Origin of the sequence: Marinobacter sp. CHS3-4, from assembly GCF_030053415.1 — a bacterium.
In the GTDB taxonomy this organism is placed as follows: domain Bacteria; phylum Pseudomonadota; class Gammaproteobacteria; order Pseudomonadales; family Oleiphilaceae; genus Marinobacter.
This window is the reverse complement of sequence record NZ_JASGBJ010000001.1, coordinates 1,052,336-1,069,920: the sequence shown is the minus strand read 5'-3', so window position 1 is coordinate 1,069,920 and position 17,585 is coordinate 1,052,336. Positions and strand designations below refer to the sequence as shown.

16 protein-coding genes are annotated in these 17,585 nt (G+C 56.4%); 7 read left to right on the top strand and 9 right to left on the bottom strand.

Annotation, left to right across the window (positions count from 1 at the left end):
* Nucleotides 1-205 precede the first annotated feature (205 nt).
* The 4 genes from QLQ17_RS04910 (at nucleotide 206) to QLQ17_RS04895 (ending at nucleotide 5,169) form a co-directional block, all read left to right on the top strand.
* Nucleotides 206-868, top strand: a complete 663-nt coding sequence (locus QLQ17_RS04910) for a GntR family transcriptional regulator (RefSeq protein ID WP_283208421.1) — start codon at nucleotides 206-208, stop codon at nucleotides 866-868.
* Nucleotides 865-1,929: a lysylphosphatidylglycerol synthase transmembrane domain-containing protein gene (locus QLQ17_RS04905; RefSeq protein ID WP_283208420.1), complete on the top strand. Its 1,065-nt coding sequence runs from the start codon at nucleotides 865-867 to the stop codon at nucleotides 1,927-1,929. Before QLQ17_RS04910 ends, QLQ17_RS04905 begins: the two co-directional genes overlap by 4 nt.
* Nucleotides 1,926-4,151, top strand: coding sequence for a glycosyltransferase (locus QLQ17_RS04900; protein ID WP_283208419.1), 2,226 nt, complete (start codon nucleotides 1,926-1,928; stop codon nucleotides 4,149-4,151). The genes QLQ17_RS04905 and QLQ17_RS04900 overlap by 4 nt, the downstream gene beginning before the upstream one ends.
* 70 nt (nucleotides 4,152-4,221) lie before the next feature.
* Nucleotides 4,222-5,169 carry a YbgA family protein gene (locus tag QLQ17_RS04895; protein ID WP_283208418.1) on the top strand — a complete coding sequence of 316 codons (948 nt, stop codon included), beginning with the start codon at nucleotides 4,222-4,224 and terminating at the stop codon, nucleotides 5,167-5,169.
* A gap of 13 nt (nucleotides 5,170-5,182) precedes the next feature.
* Here the strand turns inward: QLQ17_RS04895 and QLQ17_RS04890 are convergent, their stop codons facing one another.
* The 3 genes from QLQ17_RS04890 to QLQ17_RS04880 form a co-directional block, all read right to left on the bottom strand.
* On the bottom strand, nucleotides 5,183-5,920 hold the full coding sequence (locus QLQ17_RS04890; RefSeq protein ID WP_283208417.1) for a DUF481 domain-containing protein: 738 nt from the start codon (nucleotides 5,918-5,920) through the stop codon (nucleotides 5,183-5,185).
* Nucleotides 5,921-5,948: 28 nt separating this feature from the next.
* Nucleotides 5,949-6,962: an oxygen-dependent tRNA uridine(34) hydroxylase TrhO gene (gene trhO / locus QLQ17_RS04885; protein WP_283208416.1), complete on the bottom strand. Its 1,014-nt coding sequence runs from the start codon at nucleotides 6,960-6,962 to the stop codon at nucleotides 5,949-5,951.
* Between the two features lie 115 nt (nucleotides 6,963-7,077).
* Entirely contained in the window at nucleotides 7,078-7,803 is a 726-nt protein-coding gene (locus tag QLQ17_RS04880) for a DsbA family protein (protein WP_283208415.1), read from the bottom strand.
* Nucleotides 7,804-7,913: 110 nt separating this feature from the next.
* Here QLQ17_RS04880 and QLQ17_RS04875 point away from each other — a divergent pair, with 110 nt between their 5' ends.
* A complete protein-coding gene (locus QLQ17_RS04875; protein ID WP_283208414.1) occupies nucleotides 7,914-8,885 on the top strand; it encodes an NAD(P)H-dependent flavin oxidoreductase in 972 nt (323 codons plus the stop codon).
* Nucleotides 8,886-8,896: 11 nt separating this feature from the next.
* Here QLQ17_RS04875 and QLQ17_RS04870 read toward each other — a convergent pair whose 3' ends face one another.
* The 4 genes from QLQ17_RS04870 to QLQ17_RS04855 all read right to left on the bottom strand — a co-directional run bounded on the left by QLQ17_RS04870 (nucleotide 8,897) and on the right by QLQ17_RS04855 (nucleotide 14,858).
* Nucleotides 8,897-10,837 (bottom strand): methyl-accepting chemotaxis protein, encoded by a 1,941-nt coding sequence (locus QLQ17_RS04870; RefSeq protein ID WP_283208413.1) that lies wholly within the window; start codon nucleotides 10,835-10,837, stop codon nucleotides 8,897-8,899.
* A gap of 129 nt (nucleotides 10,838-10,966) precedes the next feature.
* Nucleotides 10,967-12,535, bottom strand: a complete 1,569-nt coding sequence (locus tag QLQ17_RS04865; RefSeq protein ID WP_283208412.1) for a DUF5666 domain-containing protein — start codon at nucleotides 12,533-12,535, stop codon at nucleotides 10,967-10,969.
* Complete coding sequence (locus QLQ17_RS04860) at nucleotides 12,532-13,395, bottom strand: DUF6502 family protein (RefSeq protein ID WP_283208411.1); 864 nt, start codon at nucleotides 13,393-13,395, stop codon at nucleotides 12,532-12,534. Before QLQ17_RS04860 ends, QLQ17_RS04865 begins: the two co-directional genes overlap by 4 nt.
* Before the next feature lie 38 nt (nucleotides 13,396-13,433).
* Entirely contained in the window at nucleotides 13,434-14,858 is a 1,425-nt protein-coding gene (locus tag QLQ17_RS04855; RefSeq protein ID WP_283208410.1) for a DUF5666 domain-containing protein, read from the bottom strand.
* A gap of 241 nt (nucleotides 14,859-15,099) precedes the next feature.
* Here QLQ17_RS04855 and QLQ17_RS04850 point away from each other — a divergent pair, with 241 nt between their 5' ends.
* A complete protein-coding gene (locus QLQ17_RS04850; protein ID WP_283208409.1) occupies nucleotides 15,100-15,270 on the top strand; it encodes a DUF6435 family protein in 171 nt (56 codons plus the stop codon).
* Nucleotides 15,271-15,276: 6 nt separating this feature from the next.
* On the opposite strand, the gene QLQ17_RS04845 is transcribed toward QLQ17_RS04850, so the two are convergent.
* Both QLQ17_RS04845 and QLQ17_RS04840 read right to left on the bottom strand, forming a co-directional pair.
* Nucleotides 15,277-15,621, bottom strand: a complete 345-nt coding sequence (locus QLQ17_RS04845; RefSeq protein WP_283208408.1) for a chaperone modulator CbpM — start codon at nucleotides 15,619-15,621, stop codon at nucleotides 15,277-15,279.
* 15 nt (nucleotides 15,622-15,636) lie between these two features.
* Complete coding sequence (locus tag QLQ17_RS04840; RefSeq protein ID WP_283208407.1) at nucleotides 15,637-16,605, bottom strand: DnaJ C-terminal domain-containing protein; 969 nt, start codon at nucleotides 16,603-16,605, stop codon at nucleotides 15,637-15,639.
* Nucleotides 16,606-16,828: 223 nt separating this feature from the next.
* On the opposite strand from QLQ17_RS04840, the gene QLQ17_RS04835 reads away from it, so the two are divergent.
* Entirely contained in the window at nucleotides 16,829-17,581 is a 753-nt protein-coding gene (locus tag QLQ17_RS04835) for a TVP38/TMEM64 family protein (protein ID WP_283208406.1), read from the top strand.
* Nucleotides 17,582-17,585 lie beyond the last annotated feature (4 nt).

The following is a 17,585-nucleotide window of genomic DNA, read 5'->3' as shown; positions in this document are numbered from 1 at the left end:
TGCTTCCCTCTTTCCCATGTTTTGTTTGTTGATGATTGATATATTGTAGGACAATATTGCAGTCGTCAATAAAAAAGGTGGAATTTTGATCACACTTTTACAATCGAGGCAGCTGGACCAACGCCGGAAATCCGCTCAAACACCAATAAATCAATCTGTTGGAGCTGTGGTAGACTGCTCTTTTGAGACAGATCCGAGACCCTCTATGGATTTTCAGGTCCCTAACACCCTGGCCGAACAAATCGCCAATTACCTGGCTGAGCGCATCATGACCGGCCAGATCAAGCCCGGAGAGCGGCTGCACGAGGCCACCACAGCCAACGAGCTCCAGGTAAGCCGGGCCTCTGTGAAGGAAGCGCTCTATACTCTGGAGCGCTGGCATCTGATTGACATCATTCCCCGCAAGGGAGCGATGACCACCCGGTTGGATGCCGTTCACGCCTCTGAGCTTTACGATGTGTATATGCACCTGTTGATGATGCTGGCCCGTCGTCTGTGTGAGCGTTGGAGCGAGGAAGACAAGCCGGCGATGCTGGACGCCGTTCAGCAGGTGACCGAACAGATGCACAATCGCCAGTCCAACATCACGGCGGTGGTCGAAAGCAGCTTTGGTGTCATGGACGTTTGCTGCGCGGTGGTGGGCAACCCCTATCTGACCGAAGCACTCAGTAACTTTAAACCTGCCGTCAGCCGCGCCTACTATCTGGGGTCGGATCGTTACCGTCAGGACCTGGACCGCACCGCAAGCTTCTTCACCCGCCTGACCCAGGCCATTCTTTCGCGAGATGCCGACGAGGCTGAAGAGCTGATCACCGGCTTTGCCAACCACCAGAAAACGTTGATTCAACAAGCACTGGCCGGCTCATGACCGCGCCCGACAGCGACCAGGACGACTATCGAAAGAGAGCTTCGGGCAAACGACTGGCCCTGTTTGCGCTGATTTTCGTCGCGATGACCGCGGCGGGGCTTTATGCGGTTTATGACCAGTTCGCCGGGCGCAGCGTCAGCTTTGATGACCGCTTGCTGGACCCTGCCGTTTTGCTGGCCATTGTCGGGCTGTTGCTGGTGTATTTTTGCGCCGATGGACTACGGCTCTATTTCACGCTCCGGGCCCTGGATCACAAAGTGCCGTTGCGGGTGATGGCGCGACTGGTATTCATCAATCTGTTTTTCTCCAACGTGACGCCCATGGCCACCGGCGGCGGGTTTGCCCAGGTCTGGTATCTGCACAATCATGGCGTCCCACTGGGCCGTGCCACGGCTGCCACCACCATTCGAACAATACTGGCGGTGATCTTTATTTTCTCACTGACACCGGTGTTCCTGCTGACTCTGGATGCATTCAAGGGCGAATCGCTTGGGGGTAATCTGGGGCCGGTATTGGCGGTACTGATCCTGCTCTACCTGGGGTTCTTCCTCATTGTTCTGTTTCGAACCCGCTGGCTGATCGGCCCGTTGGCCAGGCTGCTGCGGTTGTTCCGTCGTCTGCATTTACTGAGCGATGCCCGCCATCGCCGCTGGCAGTTCAAGGCCCGGCGCGAAATGCTGCGGTTTTCCGTTAGTTTTGGGGATTACCTGAAAGGCCCGAGACTCTACGTCGGCCTGTCGATCCTGTTTACCTTTGTGTTCCTAATGAGTTTGTTCAGCTTCCCCGCCCTGCTGATCTGGGCACTGGATTACCAGTTTGATTACCTGATCAGCGTCGGCCTGCTGGTGGTGACCACCTTTATTATGTATTTCTCACCCACGCCCGGGGCTTCGGGTATTTCTGAAGGGGTGTTCGGAAGCTTTTTCAGCGACATCCTCACCGCCAATCATCTGATCCTGGTGACGGTTGCCTGGCGCTTCATCACCATTTACCTTGGCATGCTGATAGGGCTGGTGCTTCTGCAGAGGGAGCTGCTTGGAAACCGAAAGGAATCACAATGAAGCAATCGTCTTCCCTGAAACTCCTGTTCTACGGCAACCTGGCCATCATACTGTTGCTGATTGGCTACAAGGTTTACCTGAACTTTTTCCAGCCGGACTTCCAGGCGATTCATGCCGAGCAGGTTGACCGCATCGAGAGCAAGCTGTCTGGCGGTGACGGTTTCAGTTTTGCGGTGGTCGGCAACATCAACAACTCGGTCGGGGTGTTCGAAGAACAACTGGTCCCCAAACTCAATGCCTCGGATCTGGACTTTATGGTCTCGGCGGGGAATGCCGTCAGTGGTGGTGGAGAAGACAAATATCGCGCCATTCAGGGCACCCTGGGCAATTTGCAGATTCCCTACCTGCTGACCTTCGGCGAGAACGAATACGAGAACTTCGGCAGCTTTCGCTTCTATGAGCATTTTGGCCCGCACTTCTACAGCGTCTACACCGACCAGGCCCGGCTGATATTCCTGGACAGTACCGGCAAAACGCCCTGGCAATGGCAAATTCGCTGGCTGAAAGACCTGCTGAACGAACAGGACGAGCGCCCCACGTTCCTGTTCACTGGCCACCCGCTGTTGCATCCAACAGAAGACGCGCCACTGGAGCAGACCGACGATTACCTTCAACCCCTCGCGTTTCGCAATGCCCTGCTGGCGCTGGCCAGCGAACACGACATACAGGCTGTGTTCTCTGCCAACCTGTCGCTGTACTCCAATCAGCAGTTCGACGATACCCGCTACATCACCACCGGCGGCGCGGGCGGCCTGGTGCTGAACGACGACACCAGCTTCTACCACTACGTGAGGGTGGATGTCGCCGACGACGGCACAGTCAGCTATTCGCTGGAGCGCATTCCGGCAAGACCCAACGCAATACTGAGCACGCTGGAATCACTGTGGTTCCTGATTTACTCGCTGTTCTACGTAGGCTATGTGAATTTCTTACTGCTGGTGGCGGTGTTCGCCCTGCTTGCTACCAAGCTTTACACCGCAGTCTTCATTGAAAAGGACTACTACCCGAACTACGACCTGGATCCAACGCCCTGGCTGAATCGCCCTCTGCGGATAGCCATGTTTACCAATAACTACCTGCCGTTTATTGGCGGCGTCCCGATTTCCATCGAACGGCTTCGGCGGGGCCTGAAAGCCGTGCAGGATTCGGTGATGATTATCGCACCGCGGTACCGGGACCAACCCAAAAACGAAGACAACGTGCTGAGAGTACCGTCGTTGCTGGCAATGGGTGAAAAGCGGGAATTTCGCCTGGCCAATATCTTTCTGAAACGTATCCGGACCCGCGTAAAGATATTCCAGCCCGATGTCATCCATCTGCACCACCCGTTCTGGCTTGGCTCTCTGGGGCTTTTCATTGGCCGCTGGCTGAAAGTGCCGGTGATTTACACCTACCACACCCGGCTGGAGCACTACGCGCATTTTGTGCCGCTGCCGGGCAGCCTGTTCCGGAACCTGATCTCTCATGAGTTGATCAGGCGGTTCGCCAACAAGTGTGACGCGGTGATCGTGCCCACCTATTCCACCGAAGAATACCTGCGCATGATTGGCGTGAAGTCCACCACGTTTGTTCAGCCAACCGGCATCGAATATCAGCGCTTTCAGGAGGTCTCTGACGACGAGATCGAGACACTGCGGGCCTCCCTGAAGCTGACCGATGAAACCGTGTTTGTCAGCGTGTCGCGGCTGTCGAATGAGAAAAACATCGACTTCATGATCGATGCCATTGATGCGCTCCGCAAGCGTACCGATCGCCCCTTCCGGTTCCTGATGATCGGTGACGGCCATCAACACGAAAGACTGCAAAACCGCATCGATGAGTTGGACCTTGGGAATCATTTCACGCTGGTGGGCTCGGTGCCACCGGAGGACATGGCCACCTGGTATCACCTGGGAGATGCTTTCCTGTTTGCCTCAAAATCCGAAACCCAGGGCATGGTTATTCTTGAGGCCATGGCCGCAGGCCTGCCCGTGGTTGCCGTGCGTTCCAGCGGTATTGACGATGTGGTCCGACAGGACTTCAATGGTTTTAAAACGCCGGAAAAACAGGATCAATGGTGCGACCGGGTTCAGCAATTGCTGGAAGACGATAGTCTGCGCCAGAGGCTGGCGAGCAACGCCCTGAGCTTTGCAGCGGATTACTCAGTTGAGAAGTTTGCCGGGGACGTTCGAGAAATCTACGCTTTTACGCTGGCGAGAGCGGCATCTGAAAGAAAGACCTGATCGGTAATGGCCGCTAGGACGTATTTTATAGTCGGATCCACTTCACTGACGTTCAATGCGGAGAAAGACAGTGCCGGGCATACCTGTTGGAATCAGCACCTGCCTGCTGGGCAAAGAAGTTCGCCACGATGGCGGCCACAAACGTTCTCGTTTTTGCACTGACCTGCTGTCGAAGCATTTTGAGTTTCGCTCGATCTGTCCAGAACTGGAAGCCGGCCTGGGTGTGCCACGCCCAGCCATCCATCTGCGGGAGCATGCGGATGGTATGCGACTGATCGAAACCAAAGGCACCGGCGATCACACCGAGGCGATGCAGGGCTTCATCGACGACGTAATGCCCTCACTGGCGAACCTGCGCGGGTATATCCTGATGGCGAAATCGCCCAGTTGCGGAATGGCGCGCATCAAAGTGCATAACGAAGAAGGCAGGGTGGTCCGGCGTGACGGCCAGGGAATGTTCGCCGAAGCACTGATGAAACACTATCCGCTGATGCCCGTTGAAGAAGAAGGACGCCTGAACGACGACCAATTGCGCGAGAATTTCATCGAGCGGGTGTACGCGTATGACGACTGGATGCAGAACGTGGCCGGTGAGAATCTGTCGCCCAAGGCCCTGATCGATTTCCACACCCGCCATAAATTCCAGATTCTGGCTCACAACGAAGCCATTTACCGCAAGCTCGGCCCCCTGTTGGGCGATCTGAAATCGCAAACGTTAGAGGCCATCGCCAGTCAGTATCTGGAGCAGTTCATGGAAGCCATGACCAAGCGGGTCAGCCGCGGTTCACACGTGAACGCCATGCAGCACCTGATGGGCTTTCTGAGAGAATCCCTGGAACAGGAAGAGCGCAAGGTGCTGACCGAGCAGATCGAAGCCTATCATCGGGGTGAGGTACCGCTGGTTGTCCCCATGACGCTGTTGCGAATGGCCCAACGTAGGGAGCCTGTGGATTACCTGGCCAGCCAGAAATACCTGAGCCCCTATCCCGACGAGCTGGGCTTGCGTAACCGGGTTTGACAGCCCGGCGACATCAGAAACCGTAGAGCAGCGATACAGACAGCTCGGTATCCGTTTTCTCTGCCTCAGCCGGCGGTTCCGAAAAGTACTGCACCCGGTAGGCCGCCTTCATCGAGAGACTACCCACAATGTTTGCCTGCAGGGACGTCTCCGATTCAATCAACGTGCTGTCGGTATCGAAGCCTCGTTCCGCACTCACCTGCTGGCGGAACAACGCCGTTTCTGACATCGCCTGATCATACTGGGCCGCCAGACGGCCAATCAGATCGTCCTCGTCCTTGGTACCTTCGCTGTTCGGGACCTCCAGTTTATCCAGTCGATAACCGGCGCCCAGGGTGATATCCAGGAAGGAGCGTTTGCCTTCGGACCAGACCCGGTTACCGTAACCGGTGGTCAATGAGGACCGAAACTCGTAACCCGAAAAACGATCGTCTTCGTAAAACCCCCGCACAAACCAGAACTGCCGCTCGGAAAACTTGTAGTCAGATTCCGACACCAACCGGTATTTTTCGGCCGTGGTGTTATCAGCTGTTTCCGAATAATTGGTTCTGATTTCGGCGTTATTCCGCCACTTGGCCACTTCGTGCTTTACCGCGAAGCGGCTTTTGATGTTGGTTTCTTCCGTATTGCCGGAGGTGATCAGCGCGCCGACTTCGGCCTCGCCTTGCCAGGTGTCCGTCTCTTCCTGACTTTGAACCGTCAATGGCATCAACAGGCCAAGACAAACACCCATGACTTTTCTCAGATCCATGAACACTCCCGGTTCGGTGTACCGATACTCAGGCCCCGCTGCTTCTTTGCTCTCCACGAGCACTCTGCCTGGCCTGACGTTCCTGCTCTGCCCGTTTCCGGGCCTTGCGCTCCTCAATGAGGCGCGCGGCCTCTCCGCCGACGTGCACTTCGCCGCGTTGCTCCGCCAGGCGAATCTGGCGCTCACGTTCGGCAAAACGGGCCTTCTGGTCTTCGGTCAGTGAATCAATGCACTGGTGGCAGCTGACACCCTGCTCATACTCCGGCCGCTGCTTGTCCTGCTCAGTGATCGGGCGCCGACAGGCGTGGCACTGGTCGTAATCGCCCCGCTCCAGACGGTGATTCACCGTTACCCGGTCATCAAAGACAAAGCACTCTCCGTGCCAAAGGCTCTCTTGCTCAGGTACGTCCTCCAGGTATTTCAGGATGCCACCCTTGAGGTGATACACCTCATCAAAGCCCTGTTCTTTCAGATAGGCCGTCGACTTTTCGCAGCGGATTCCGCCGGTACAGAACATGGCTACCTTCTTGTGACGAGACGGGTCCATATTCTGTTTCACGTATTCCGGGAATTCGCGGAAGGTATCCGTTGATGGATTCCGGGCATTTTCGAAGGAGCCGATTTCCACCTCATACTGGTTGCGAGTATCCACCACGAAGACTTCGGGGTCTGAAATCAGCTCGTTCCAGTCCTTTGGCTCGACATAGGTTCCGACGATGCGCTTTGGATCAATACCGTCTACGCCCATGGTGACGATTTCTTTCTTCAGCTTCACCTTGGTGCGTTTGAACGGCTGGATGTCCACGAAGGATTCTTTATAGTCGATGCCTTCAAAGCGGCTGTCTGATGCCAGCCAGCCTTTCACGGCATCGATGCCCTGGCGGGATCCGGCGATGGTGCCGTTAATGCCCTCGCGGGCAAGCAGCAAGGTGCCGTGCACGTCCTGCTCAAGCATCAGGTTCAGAAGGGGTTCACGAAGGGATTGGTAATCGTTAAGCACTGCGAACTTATAGAGCGCGCAGACCACAATGTTCTGGCTCATGGTAAATGATCTCCTGCGAGCCGGATCGTAAATCCGGAGCATGTGTTTATTTCCGCTGTCTGGGAGCGGGCCGTATTCTATCGAATCCGGCCCTCATTGCGCTACTCGGTCAGACCTACCTGGCCAGCTCCCTTTCAACCACGGCAGACAGTTGACCCCAGCCGGGACGGGTCAGCCGAATATTGTCTACCATCACCGTCGGCGTGCTGGTGACCCGAAGCTGGACCGCAGTGCGCCTACTCTGTTCAATGTCTTCAAGGTGCAAATCGGTTTCCATGCACCGATTGAAGCGGCGGATTTCCAGCCCCAGATCGTCCGCATAACGCTCGAACGTTTCAGCCGGGCTACTGGAACCGCTCCACTCGAGCTGATTGTCGAAGAGCATATCGTGCATCTCCCAATAGCTGTTCTGATCTCCGGCGCAACGGGCTGCCATAGCCGCCGGCATGGCATTCTGGTGTTGCTGCAGAGGGAGGTCGAAATACACGAAACGCACCTGGCCAGAGGCCACATACTGCTCTTTCAGCTTTTTGGTCGCGCTGGCGAAACGCTGGCAGGCCGGGCACTGATAGTCGGCAAATTCGCGCACCACGACCGGGGCATCCTCATCGCCAATGGACACACCATACTCATCCTGCTGGGCAGGAAACGGCGAGGCGTTCGGCGCGGCAGTAGGGAGTTCGTCCGAGGTAGGTTCAGGCGCCGCCGTTACGAAATACAGAATCGCGACGATCAGCGCGACTACCCCGACCCCGAGAGCAATGATCAATGGCTTCTGGCCACCTCCGGATCCTTTCGGTGCCTGCTGACCGGTTTGTTTGCGGCGTTTTGCTTCACCCATACCCTGACTCCTTGCGTGTTATCGTTATGTTGCACTGTAACCCAGGCGGGCTAAGATCTTGAAAGCCCTATAAAGTTCCATCAGCCATCAACCCCTGTAAGGTCTTCGTTATGCCACTGCCAACCTCTCTGGAAGCCAATCTTGACCTGCCATTGGTCGCCGCGCCGATGTTTCTGATCTCTGGCCCCGATCTTGCCATCGCCTGCTGCAAACAGGGGATTGTAGGCAGCTTCCCGGCACTTAACCAGCGCAGCAGCGACGGTTTTGAATCCTGGTTGATCCGGATGAACGACGAGCTGGCGAGGTTTCGCAGCGATAATCCGGAACGAACCATCGCACCCTACGCCGTCAATCTGATCGTGCACAACACCAACCCACGTTGGGAGGCTGATCTGGAGCTCTGTGTGAAACATCAGGTGCCCATTGTGATCACCTCTCTGGGCGCGGCCACGAAAGTGACCGAAGCGGTGCACAGTTATGGTGGCCTGGTGTTCCACGACGTTACCAACCAGAAGCACGCCAGAAAGGCGGCGGCAGCGGGCGTAGACGGTATTATCGCGGTATCCGCCGGAGCGGGTGGGCACGCCGGAACCACCAATCCGTTTGTGCTGGTTCACGAAATCCGCGAGGTTTTCGATGGCATGATCCTGCTCGCGGGCGGGCTTTCAAAGGGCGAGGACATTCTGGCCGCCCAGGCTATGGGCGCAGACCTGTGTTACCTCGGCACGAGATTTATCAATACCACCGAGTCCCAGGCAGAAGCCGCGTATCAGAACATGATCATTGAAGCCGGGTCCGGTGACATTATTCATACGCCCGCGGTGTCTGGCATCCCGGCCAATTTCATGCGCCAGAGCCTGGAGGCGGCCGGCTACCCGATGGACAAGCTCAATCAGGCCGGTGACATTGATTATGGCGAGAAACTGAAACCCATGGACGACGAGGCGAAAGCCTGGAAAACCGTGTGGTCTGCCGGACACGGAGTCAGCCAGATAAACGATGTTTTGCCCACTGCGGATCTTGTAACGCGGATCCGAAAGGAATATCAGGCCGCGAAAGCAAGGCTATGCGGCCCGAACTAACAAGACCTGATTCAGATTTTGAACTGGGCGGCACTGGCCTTGAGGCCGTCCAGGGTTTCACCGATCTGGGTGCTGGCACGGTCTGAACGCTCAATCGCCTCAACGGTCTCGCCGAACAAGGTGGCAATGTGATTGACGTTCACGCTGACCTCACCGGCATTCCTGCCCTGCTCCCCAGCGGTGGAAGAAATCTCCAGCGCGCGGCTCTGAAGGTTTCCGAGAAGCTGGTGGATTTTTTCAAAATGTTCATCGGCCTCGTGAAATTCCGTGGACGATGCAGACACATCAGCGGACACCCCTTCTATGGCCGTTACCGCTTGCTGGCTGCCCTGTTGCAGGCGCTCGATGATGCCATTGATTTCCGTGGTGGATTCCTGGGTTCGACTGGCCAGGCTGCGCACTTCATCGGCAACCACTGCAAACCCCCGCCCGGACTCGCCAGCACGGGCCGCTTCAATAGCCGCATTCAACGCCAGCAGATTGGTCTGCTCGGCAATCGAGCGGATGACGCCAAGCACCGAATCAATCTCGCTGCTCTTCTGATCAAGATCATTCACCGCTTCAACCGCCTGCTGCACTTTGCGGACAACCTGATCCAGCCGTTCGCGCACGTCCCGGGAAATAGAGGCCGTTGCCTCACTCTCGGCGTTGACGTTCTTAACCTCTCCTGCCACTTCCTGGATGCTGTCAGCGACTTCGGCGATGCTGCCTGACATGCTGTCCATGACCTCAGATACCTGGGCCACTTCAGACTGTTGCTTGTTCACCGCGGAGACCGCCTGCCGGCTCAGATCTCCCTGTTCGCGCGCCCTTTCCACTGCCGTGTTAGCAGACGATGTCACTTCGGACACCAGGCTCTGGATGCGGGCAATGAACTGGTTCATACCCTGTGCCATGTCGGTGAGCTCATCTTTGCCTTTCAACGATACTCGACGGGTCAGATCGGCTTCACCGTCTGCAACACCCCAGATCGCCGAGTTCAAACGCAACACTTTCGGCAGCAAGCCACCGCCAAGAATGGCGGCCACTAGGAGCACCAGCGCTATTCCAGAGAAAATCGAAAACAGCGACAGTTTGTCCGTCAGGCCAGTGGCTTCTTTGTCCAGCGCCTGAACGGTGCCCGCAATTCTGGATTGGGTATTTTTGCCCATCACGGCGAGCTGTTCCTGAAGGCGCTGATTCACCACATCGGTTTCAGATTCAAGGGTCTGGTTCAGTGCCTCTATGCTGCCATTGATGGTGGCCGTAAATTCTTCTTCCAGAACCTTGAGGTCCCGATTGATACCCTCGAGTGACAGGCCCATTTTTAGCTGGCCAATGGCGGTGCCCTGAGGTTTGATGTCAGCGGTAATAATCACCACGTTAGGGTCACGACTGGCAGCGTCCAACACTTTGTTGGCTGCACCACGGCCTTCCCCCTGATCCATTAAGGTGCGTACCCGGTCGTCCCTGCGATCCACATAGCGGGTCAGCCGGTCGCCGTACTGATCGTAATAGACCGCGAAAAGCACAGACTCTCTGGCATCCGCAAGCTCGACCAGTCCGGTCAGCTTCGGGATATCGCGGTCCCATATCAGCGGCGCTGCGACAGCCGCCAGAACGTCCGCCAGCCCCTGGGCTTCGCTCATGACCGCTTCACGCACGTTACTGGCCACCCGCTCCTGCTGGGCAACCTGCTGGCGGGTAAGTTCACCCGAAAGCTCTTCAACCGTGCGCTGCTGCATGGCCGCCAGGCGGTCACGGACGTCGTTTCGGGTTTCTGCAAAGGAAGCGTTTACCTGCCGACTGCTTTCTTCCAGTGCGCTGCCCGCTGTTCCGACCAGTTGGTCAACCTGGCTGCTGATCAGCCACTGGCTGGCAATCACCTGGATGACGCCGGCGATGATCAGAATGAGAAACACGGGCCGAAGCAGCCGACTGACGAACAACTTCTTGAGGAAACTAAGGGACATGGAAACTCCGCTAAATGGTGCCTTCAGCATCCTGCCTGAATGTCAGCTATTTCCCTGCGACGTGTGATTTCCTTAACGTATAGCAAAACCCAGGCCGAAATGATCGTTTAAATTCGTGACCATTCCCGGTCAGTCGGCTTCGCTTTCCTCAAGTTTGATCCTATCGGCTGAAAATCCCGAAACTGAACCCGTGTATTCGACATCCAGCACGACAGTCTCGTCGTTCTGGAAGTTCGTGACGATTGTGCCCCGCGGTACGTTGTCATAATCGGCCCCGTTGTCGTTCATCCGAACGCCAAGGATGGAAATAGTGCCGGGAATCTGGGAAATGTCCCGCAACTGGCCTTCCAGTTCGAACTGATTCCGATCGTTCAGATCCTCAGCTTCGCTGTCCACTTCCATTTTTAACGCACGAATGAACACGTCAGCGCCCTGCTCCGTTTCGACACCCTCTACCTCAACGGTGGTGGAGCCGACCGGCAAGGTTGCCAAAGAGACATCCGTCCCATCCTCGACGACGAGAATGGTGGAAGACGTTACCCGAACTTCCACGCCGCCAATAAACAAGCGGTCATTGTCGATAGACGACACCACGCCTTTGACTTTCGAATTCCCCTCACGGAACTCGATTTCTTCGGCCATAACGAGGCTATCCGACAGAAACTCACCCTCTACCTGCACCAGAACGCCCGCGGTCAGATCCGCCAGATCGAGGCCGTCCTCCAGTTCTGTGGCACTGGTCACCTGAATGGTCAGATCGCCAACTGTGAATTCGCCTGGCAGCGATGCGGCACCGGATGGCGTGTAGGAGGAACTGATGGTGGCCGTCAGCTCAATGTCATCCGTTCCACCACGGCGGAAGCGGCGAGCATCATCACGATCAATCGAGACAGCAAACAGGGTGTTGCCAGACAGGCTGCCCTCCACCTCCAGGACCTCGGCCGAGTTCAGATCGGCCTCCGTCAGCCCGGAACCAAACATCACGGTGCCGTCATCGTACTCGACCGTAATGGTACCGATAGAGAACTGGTCGAGTGACGTATCAACAGAGGAAACGCTGCCTTCCAGTTCAATGTTGTTCAGGTCCGGCGCAAGAACGCCGACGTATCCTGCCCGATAGGTACCGTCTGCCTGGCGCCAGGCACTGACGCGCACATGATCGCCGACACCCGAACCTGCCAGCAGGTTGGTATAGGTTGTGCCACGGATCACTGTCTGGCGATCCACGCGCACCGTCTGCCCCATTACCGTCAATGTCACGAACTCACCACTGGAGTCAGGGGCTATGGCATCAATCGGTCCCCGCAATGTGTCGTCGTAGTGCATTTCGTCGGCCACGCCCTGCCCATTCTGAAGCCACTGGCCTTCAATGCGCAGAATCATGCCTTCACTGAGTTCGGACTCCGTGGAAATGCCATCGTCGCTCTCCACCGCGCGGTTGAGAATGCCATCGGTCGAGAATTCCACACCGTTGAGGAACACGCTGCCAAAACCGGACACCGGCCCGACGCTTGAGCCCGTGCCGCGTATGCCCCCTTCCGCAACATCCAGACCTCCGGCGCCCGTGCCGCCACCGCAGGCAGAGAGTGTCCCCAGAACGACCAGCCCCCCCGCGAGACCCAATAACCAACGGTGAGCCGGAGATTGTGATTGAGATTGCACTGGAGGTTGCGCTTGAGAGCGCGTTGACTGTTTCATGAGTTTTCTCTCTCAATTCCGCCGGGTGCGGTACTTGAGGATTCTTCAAAGAAGAAGACACTCACACCCGTGCGTACCGATTCCGTTGGTTTGCCGCCGCCGTTGCGGCCGGAAATATCCCGGTCCTGCGGCCCAAGCCATGAGTCCAGTTCCTCCAGTAATTCCTGGGATCGAGCCGCGGCGTGTTGGCGCCAGCGATCCATCACCTCCGGAGGAATGTTGTTGTAAGTCAGCGTCCGCTGAAACAGTGGTGGCTGGCCTGATTCATCACTGACCAGATTGCGATCAATGGTGGCAATGAGATCCGACACGTCCTCTCCAAAAATCTGCAGCATCTCTTCGCTGTCACCTGCAGGTACATAGGCGCGCTTGCGTAATGCCAGCTCACCGGTGCCCTCAACTTCAGACACCACACCGACCCTCTGCAATTCATCCAGAACGGCCCTCGGCGGCATATCCCCGCTGTACTGTTTGACCAGTCCACTGAAGCTTATCGGGCCATCGAATGGCAGCGGCGCCGGTTCGCCCTTGCCGTTGTGGAAGGCAGCGTCATGCACCCAGCCAGACACCACTCGGGAGGCCCGGTTGGCGTGCGTGCCAACCCGGCTTCCCGAGTGTTCACCCCACAGGATCTCCCGCTGCTTTTTCACCTCTTTGCGGGTCAGCCCCGTCAAAACGGCGGCCTTTGAATCTGTGGGCTTGCGCCGGCCATCCGTGAAATCTTCAAAGGCCGCGTCCACATAGGCCTTTTTGACGAGTTCGGAAAACTCCCCGAACGGAATGCCGTTGCGAAGCAGCAGCCTGGCCAGCGGGCGCAGGACACGGTACAGAGCTTGATGGAGCGGATTCGTATTTGTCATGTTTGGGATTATATTCCCATGGCCACCTAAAGGTCATCTCAATCCTCAAATTCGATCTCGATCACCTGGTAGTCGCCCCCAGCGGTCCTTACGTAGTCAATTTCCACCGCTGACCCGACGCCGAAGCCGTCAAAACTGCCAAGACCACCAGCAATCAGTTCCAGACCCAATACAGTGATGGTAGAGCCGGTGTTCCCGGTAACACGGCCATCCAGCTCATACTCGCCCTCGGGGTCATCACGCTCGACGCTTACCGCTTCGAGCACACCGTCCTGAGCCCGGAAGCGGCCTTCCACTTCAACAAAATCCCCTGGCTGAAGTGATTCCAGATCGGCCGTCCGTAACCGGGTGTCGTCAGCGTCATCCTCAATGGTGGTACTGCTGGTCAGCGCAACCCTGACACCGCCCACAACCATGGTTTCATTGGTGCGATCGATCGACTCGATGCGGGCTTCCACTTCGGAATCCCCATCCCTGGGTTCGATTTCGCGAGCCACCAGAAGGTTCTGGCTGTTAAACCGGCCCTCAACTTTCACCAGCAGCCCCTGGACCAGATCCGCCTCCTGCAGCCCATCCTCGAACTCGGTATTGCCGACTTGCACGGTCACGCCGTTGACCACGAACTGGCGAAGTACCTCATCATAGGGGCCTTCGATGGCGCCCTGGATTTCCACATCACCCGACAAGCCAAAGAAATCGTCCTCGTCGTCGATCTTTCCGGCTATGAGCACTCCGCCGACCAAAGCTCCTTCAACTTCCACACCCAGTCCATTGGTGATCTCGTCGAGGGAAAAGTCATCGTCCGGCAGCGCGCTGGTATAATCCACCTGCAGGCCATTGATGGTGAATGTCTGAGCAGCGCTGGAATGGTTAGCAACTACGCCTTTGATCTCCACCTCATGCTCGTCATCAAAGCGCAGGCCACTGCCCAGCGTTGCTGCGCCGACGAAACTGGCGCGGAATTCACCATTGGCTAGCGGCCAGGCGCTCACTCTGACTCGATACGCCGTCGGGTTAGCCGCAAGCTGATCCACCGTTGCACCGCGGAACACGGTCTGGCCATCCAGCTGCACCACCAGGCCGGCAATGCTCAATTCACCCGATTTGGCGACATCGTCCCAACTGGCTGACTGCAAAGGACCACGCAGGGTATCGTCGTACTCGATCTCATTGGCCTCTCCCTCTCCGCTGTCATCCCAGCTACCGCTGACCTTGACGATCATGCCCTTTTCAAGCTGATCCTCCCGCTCGAAGCCGTCGTCACTCTTTACGTTGCCATTGGTGCGGAATCGGGTGCCGTTGACATACACACTTCCAAATCCTGACACCGCACCAATGCTGGTACCAGACGATGCCGTACCGTCTGATGAGCCGCCAGAGCTGCCACCACAGGCAGTGAGTGTTCCGGCCACAACGCCGAATAAGGCCAGTTTTACGGCGACGGCTAAATGATTCGCTTTCATCTCTATTCTCCAGGCTTGTTTTCACACTCAACGGTGGTCTAACAGCGGCCACCCACTTTTCTGGGATAATTTTCCCAAACCTATATTTGGGAATTTATTCCCAATTTTTGTAGATGTCCAGTGTTTTGTAGGATTATTTTCAGCCTGTAGAGGAAAAGTGATCGACGCCTGCGCTGGCAACGTGAACTTTCCTGACCTGACCTCGTAAATTCATCAACATCCAAACGAAGCAGGTGACGTTATGTTCGATTTTTTGAAAGGTGATCCTAAAAAGAAATTGCAGAAAGCCTACGAGGCGAAATTACAGAAGGCGCTTGAATCACAACGTAACGGAGATTTGCGCACCCATGGCACGCTGATGGAAGAGGCGGACAAGATTTATCAGGAGATACAGGCACTGGAAAAGTCGTAGCGACTGCTACGGCTTTTCCATGAACTGCTCTAATTGACGATGAAGGCGATCCAGCTCCCGACGCATGTCCTGAACTTCGTCCAGAAGCTCGAGGGACATGGCCAGCCCTGGCAGGTTCATTTTCAGATCCCGCTGCAATCGCATCGCTTTACGTAACCTGGCCAGAGTCTGCAGATCAAATTGCCATTGTCTGCTTTCTGTCGTCTCTTCCACTGGCGCAATCACTCCATAATTCACCAGTTTGATGACGAATTCTGCATGGCATCCGCCTCTTTCGCAGATTTCGTGGAGGCTGAAGGTTCCGGCGGTGTCGCTCAATTCAACGGTCAGTGATTTATCATGTCGAGTCATGATTGTGCCTCCGGATTAAACGTGCAGCTTGCTGCGCGGGTTGAACTGTTTTTCTTCTTCGGCCAGTTCCTTGTAAAGCTCCTCGGCTTTCTCGGAATGCCTGTCGGGCATGACGATCTGAAGCACCACGATCTGGTCGCCGGGATGTTTTCCAGGCAGCCCCTTACCGCGAAGCCGAAGTTTACGGCCGCCCGATGACCCCTTGGGCACTTTCAGGCTTACCTTGGACGTAACCGTAGGCACTGTGATGGTAGCACCCAGCGCAGCTTCCCAGGGTGTGACCGGCACTGTCACCAGAATATCCTGGCCTTCGACCGTGAAGTGCGGATGCGGGGCATACTCCACTTCAATAAACAGGTCACCGGCATCGCCACCACCAATACCCGGTGCACCCTGCCCTTTCAGGCGAATATGCTGGCCCTCTTTCATACCAGCAGGAATCTTCACATTGAGCGTCTTCCTGCGCTGCACCAGTTGGCCCTGGTCATTCACTTCCTGGACGTTGAACGAAACCTGCTTATCACAGCCCTGATAGGCTTCTTCCAGGAACAGCGCAAGCCTGGAGTGAACGTCTTCACCCCGCATGCGCATGGACTGACGACGCCCTCCAAAACCGCCGAAACCTTCGGCCGCGCCACGGCCACCGCCGAAGATCTCCTCGAAGAAATCACTGAATTGCCGGGCATCGGCTTCGGTGTAACCACCGCCGCCAAAGCCTGACGCACTCTGCCAACCGGGCGGTGGATCAAACGAACCGTCCCCTTTGGCGCCGTATTTTCTGAGCTGGTCGTATTCGGCCCGCTTCTCCGGATCCTTCAATACTTCATATGCCTCCCCGACGTCCTTGAACTTCTCGTCGGCTTTCTCTTCCTTGCTGACGTCCGGATGGTACTTCCGGGCCAGCTTTCGGTAGGCCTTCTTGATTTCCTCGGGGGAGGCAGACTCACTCACACCTAGGACGGCGTAATAGTCTTTAAAATCCATTATTTTCCTCGCACCTGTTCTCAGATTGACACATCTACTCACCTTATATTTGATGGAAATGTCCGAAATACAAGGTCTGGGCGACACCGAATTGATATGTATACGGGTTACCTTGTTTTCACCCCGCCGCCTACCCTAGGCTGTCTGTAGTTAATGCGCAGTTCTGGTTGCCCTGGCGGGCGCTACCAGAAGCGTGTTTTTACACAGGAGGGCACTCCCGGTTATGCAGGAAGCAGAGCTCGAACGGAAGGCGGGCTGGAAAAGCTCTCCGATTCTCGGAATGCTTGCCAGCATTGCGTTTGTCGGCGCCATTCTTGCGATTCTCTATTCCCTCGGCATACACGAGCGGGTGGTGGACATGCTTCGGTGGTTTGAAGCCCAGGGCACCTGGGCTGCGGTCCTGTTTATCCTGCTGATGACCGTGACCGTGGTTGCCCTGCTTCCAGGTTTTCTGTTCACAACCGGTGCAGGCTTCGTGTTCGGGGTCTTCGAAGGAACGATCTATGTCGTGACCGGCACGGTGCTTGGCGCCACACTAGCGTTTCTGATTGCCCGTTACGCCCTCGGTGAACGAGCAAAACAGTTCGTGATGGCCAGAGCACGGCTCAGGCTGATGAGCGATGAACTGACGCCCCACGGCTGGAAAATCGTTCTGCTTACCCGGCTGATCCCCTTCTTTCCGGGCAAACTGTCCAACTACTTTTTTGGCCTGACCGAGTTCTCCTTGCGGGGGTTCATCGCCGGCTCTGTCGTCGGGTTCATTCCCTTCTCACTTCACAACGTCTACCTCGGGTCCATTGCAGCAGATCTGACCGTTCTGGGCGTTCGGGAGACAGGCCGCTCTCCGCTGGAGTGGGCAATTTATGGTGCCGGTTTCGCGGGCACGGTGGCAGCGGTTGTGTTTCTGAACAGGCTGGCTCGCCGCGCCCTGGCCAAATACACCGACATAGAACACACCCTGGAGATCAAACAGTGACGTG

Bases quoted from the DNA above. Each gene is read 5' to 3' on its own strand.
- QLQ17_RS04875 (WP_283208414.1), top strand. From the start codon at position 7,914: ATGCCACTGCCAACCTCTCTGGAAGCCAATCTTGACCTGCCATTGGTC.
- QLQ17_RS04910 (WP_283208421.1), top strand. From the start codon at position 206: ATGGATTTTCAGGTCCCTAACACCCTGGCCGAACAAATCGCCAATTAC.
- trhO (WP_283208416.1), bottom strand. From the start codon at position 6,962: ATGAGCCAGAACATTGTGGTCTGCGCGCTCTATAAGTTCGCAGTGCTT.
- QLQ17_RS04870 (WP_283208413.1), bottom strand. From the start codon at position 10,837: ATGTCCCTTAGTTTCCTCAAGAAGTTGTTCGTCAGTCGGCTGCTTCGG.
- QLQ17_RS04855 (WP_283208410.1), bottom strand. From the start codon at position 14,858: ATGAAAGCGAATCATTTAGCCGTCGCCGTAAAACTGGCCTTATTCGGC.
- QLQ17_RS04840 (WP_283208407.1), bottom strand. From the start codon at position 16,605: ATGGATTTTAAAGACTATTACGCCGTCCTAGGTGTGAGTGAGTCTGCC.
- QLQ17_RS04835 (WP_283208406.1), top strand. From the start codon at position 16,829: ATGCAGGAAGCAGAGCTCGAACGGAAGGCGGGCTGGAAAAGCTCTCCG.
- QLQ17_RS04880 (WP_283208415.1), bottom strand. From the start codon at position 7,803: ATGGGTGAAGCAAAACGCCGCAAACAAACCGGTCAGCAGGCACCGAAA.
- QLQ17_RS04890 (WP_283208417.1), bottom strand. From the start codon at position 5,920: ATGGATCTGAGAAAAGTCATGGGTGTTTGTCTTGGCCTGTTGATGCCA.
- QLQ17_RS04865 (WP_283208412.1), bottom strand. From the start codon at position 12,535: ATGAAACAGTCAACGCGCTCTCAAGCGCAACCTCCAGTGCAATCTCAA.
- QLQ17_RS04850 (WP_283208409.1), top strand. From the start codon at position 15,100: ATGTTCGATTTTTTGAAAGGTGATCCTAAAAAGAAATTGCAGAAAGCC.
- QLQ17_RS04900 (WP_283208419.1), top strand. From the start codon at position 1,926: ATGAAGCAATCGTCTTCCCTGAAACTCCTGTTCTACGGCAACCTGGCC.
- QLQ17_RS04845 (WP_283208408.1), bottom strand. From the start codon at position 15,621: ATGACTCGACATGATAAATCACTGACCGTTGAATTGAGCGACACCGCC.
- QLQ17_RS04905 (WP_283208420.1), top strand. From the start codon at position 865: ATGACCGCGCCCGACAGCGACCAGGACGACTATCGAAAGAGAGCTTCG.
- QLQ17_RS04860 (WP_283208411.1), bottom strand. From the start codon at position 13,395: ATGACAAATACGAATCCGCTCCATCAAGCTCTGTACCGTGTCCTGCGC.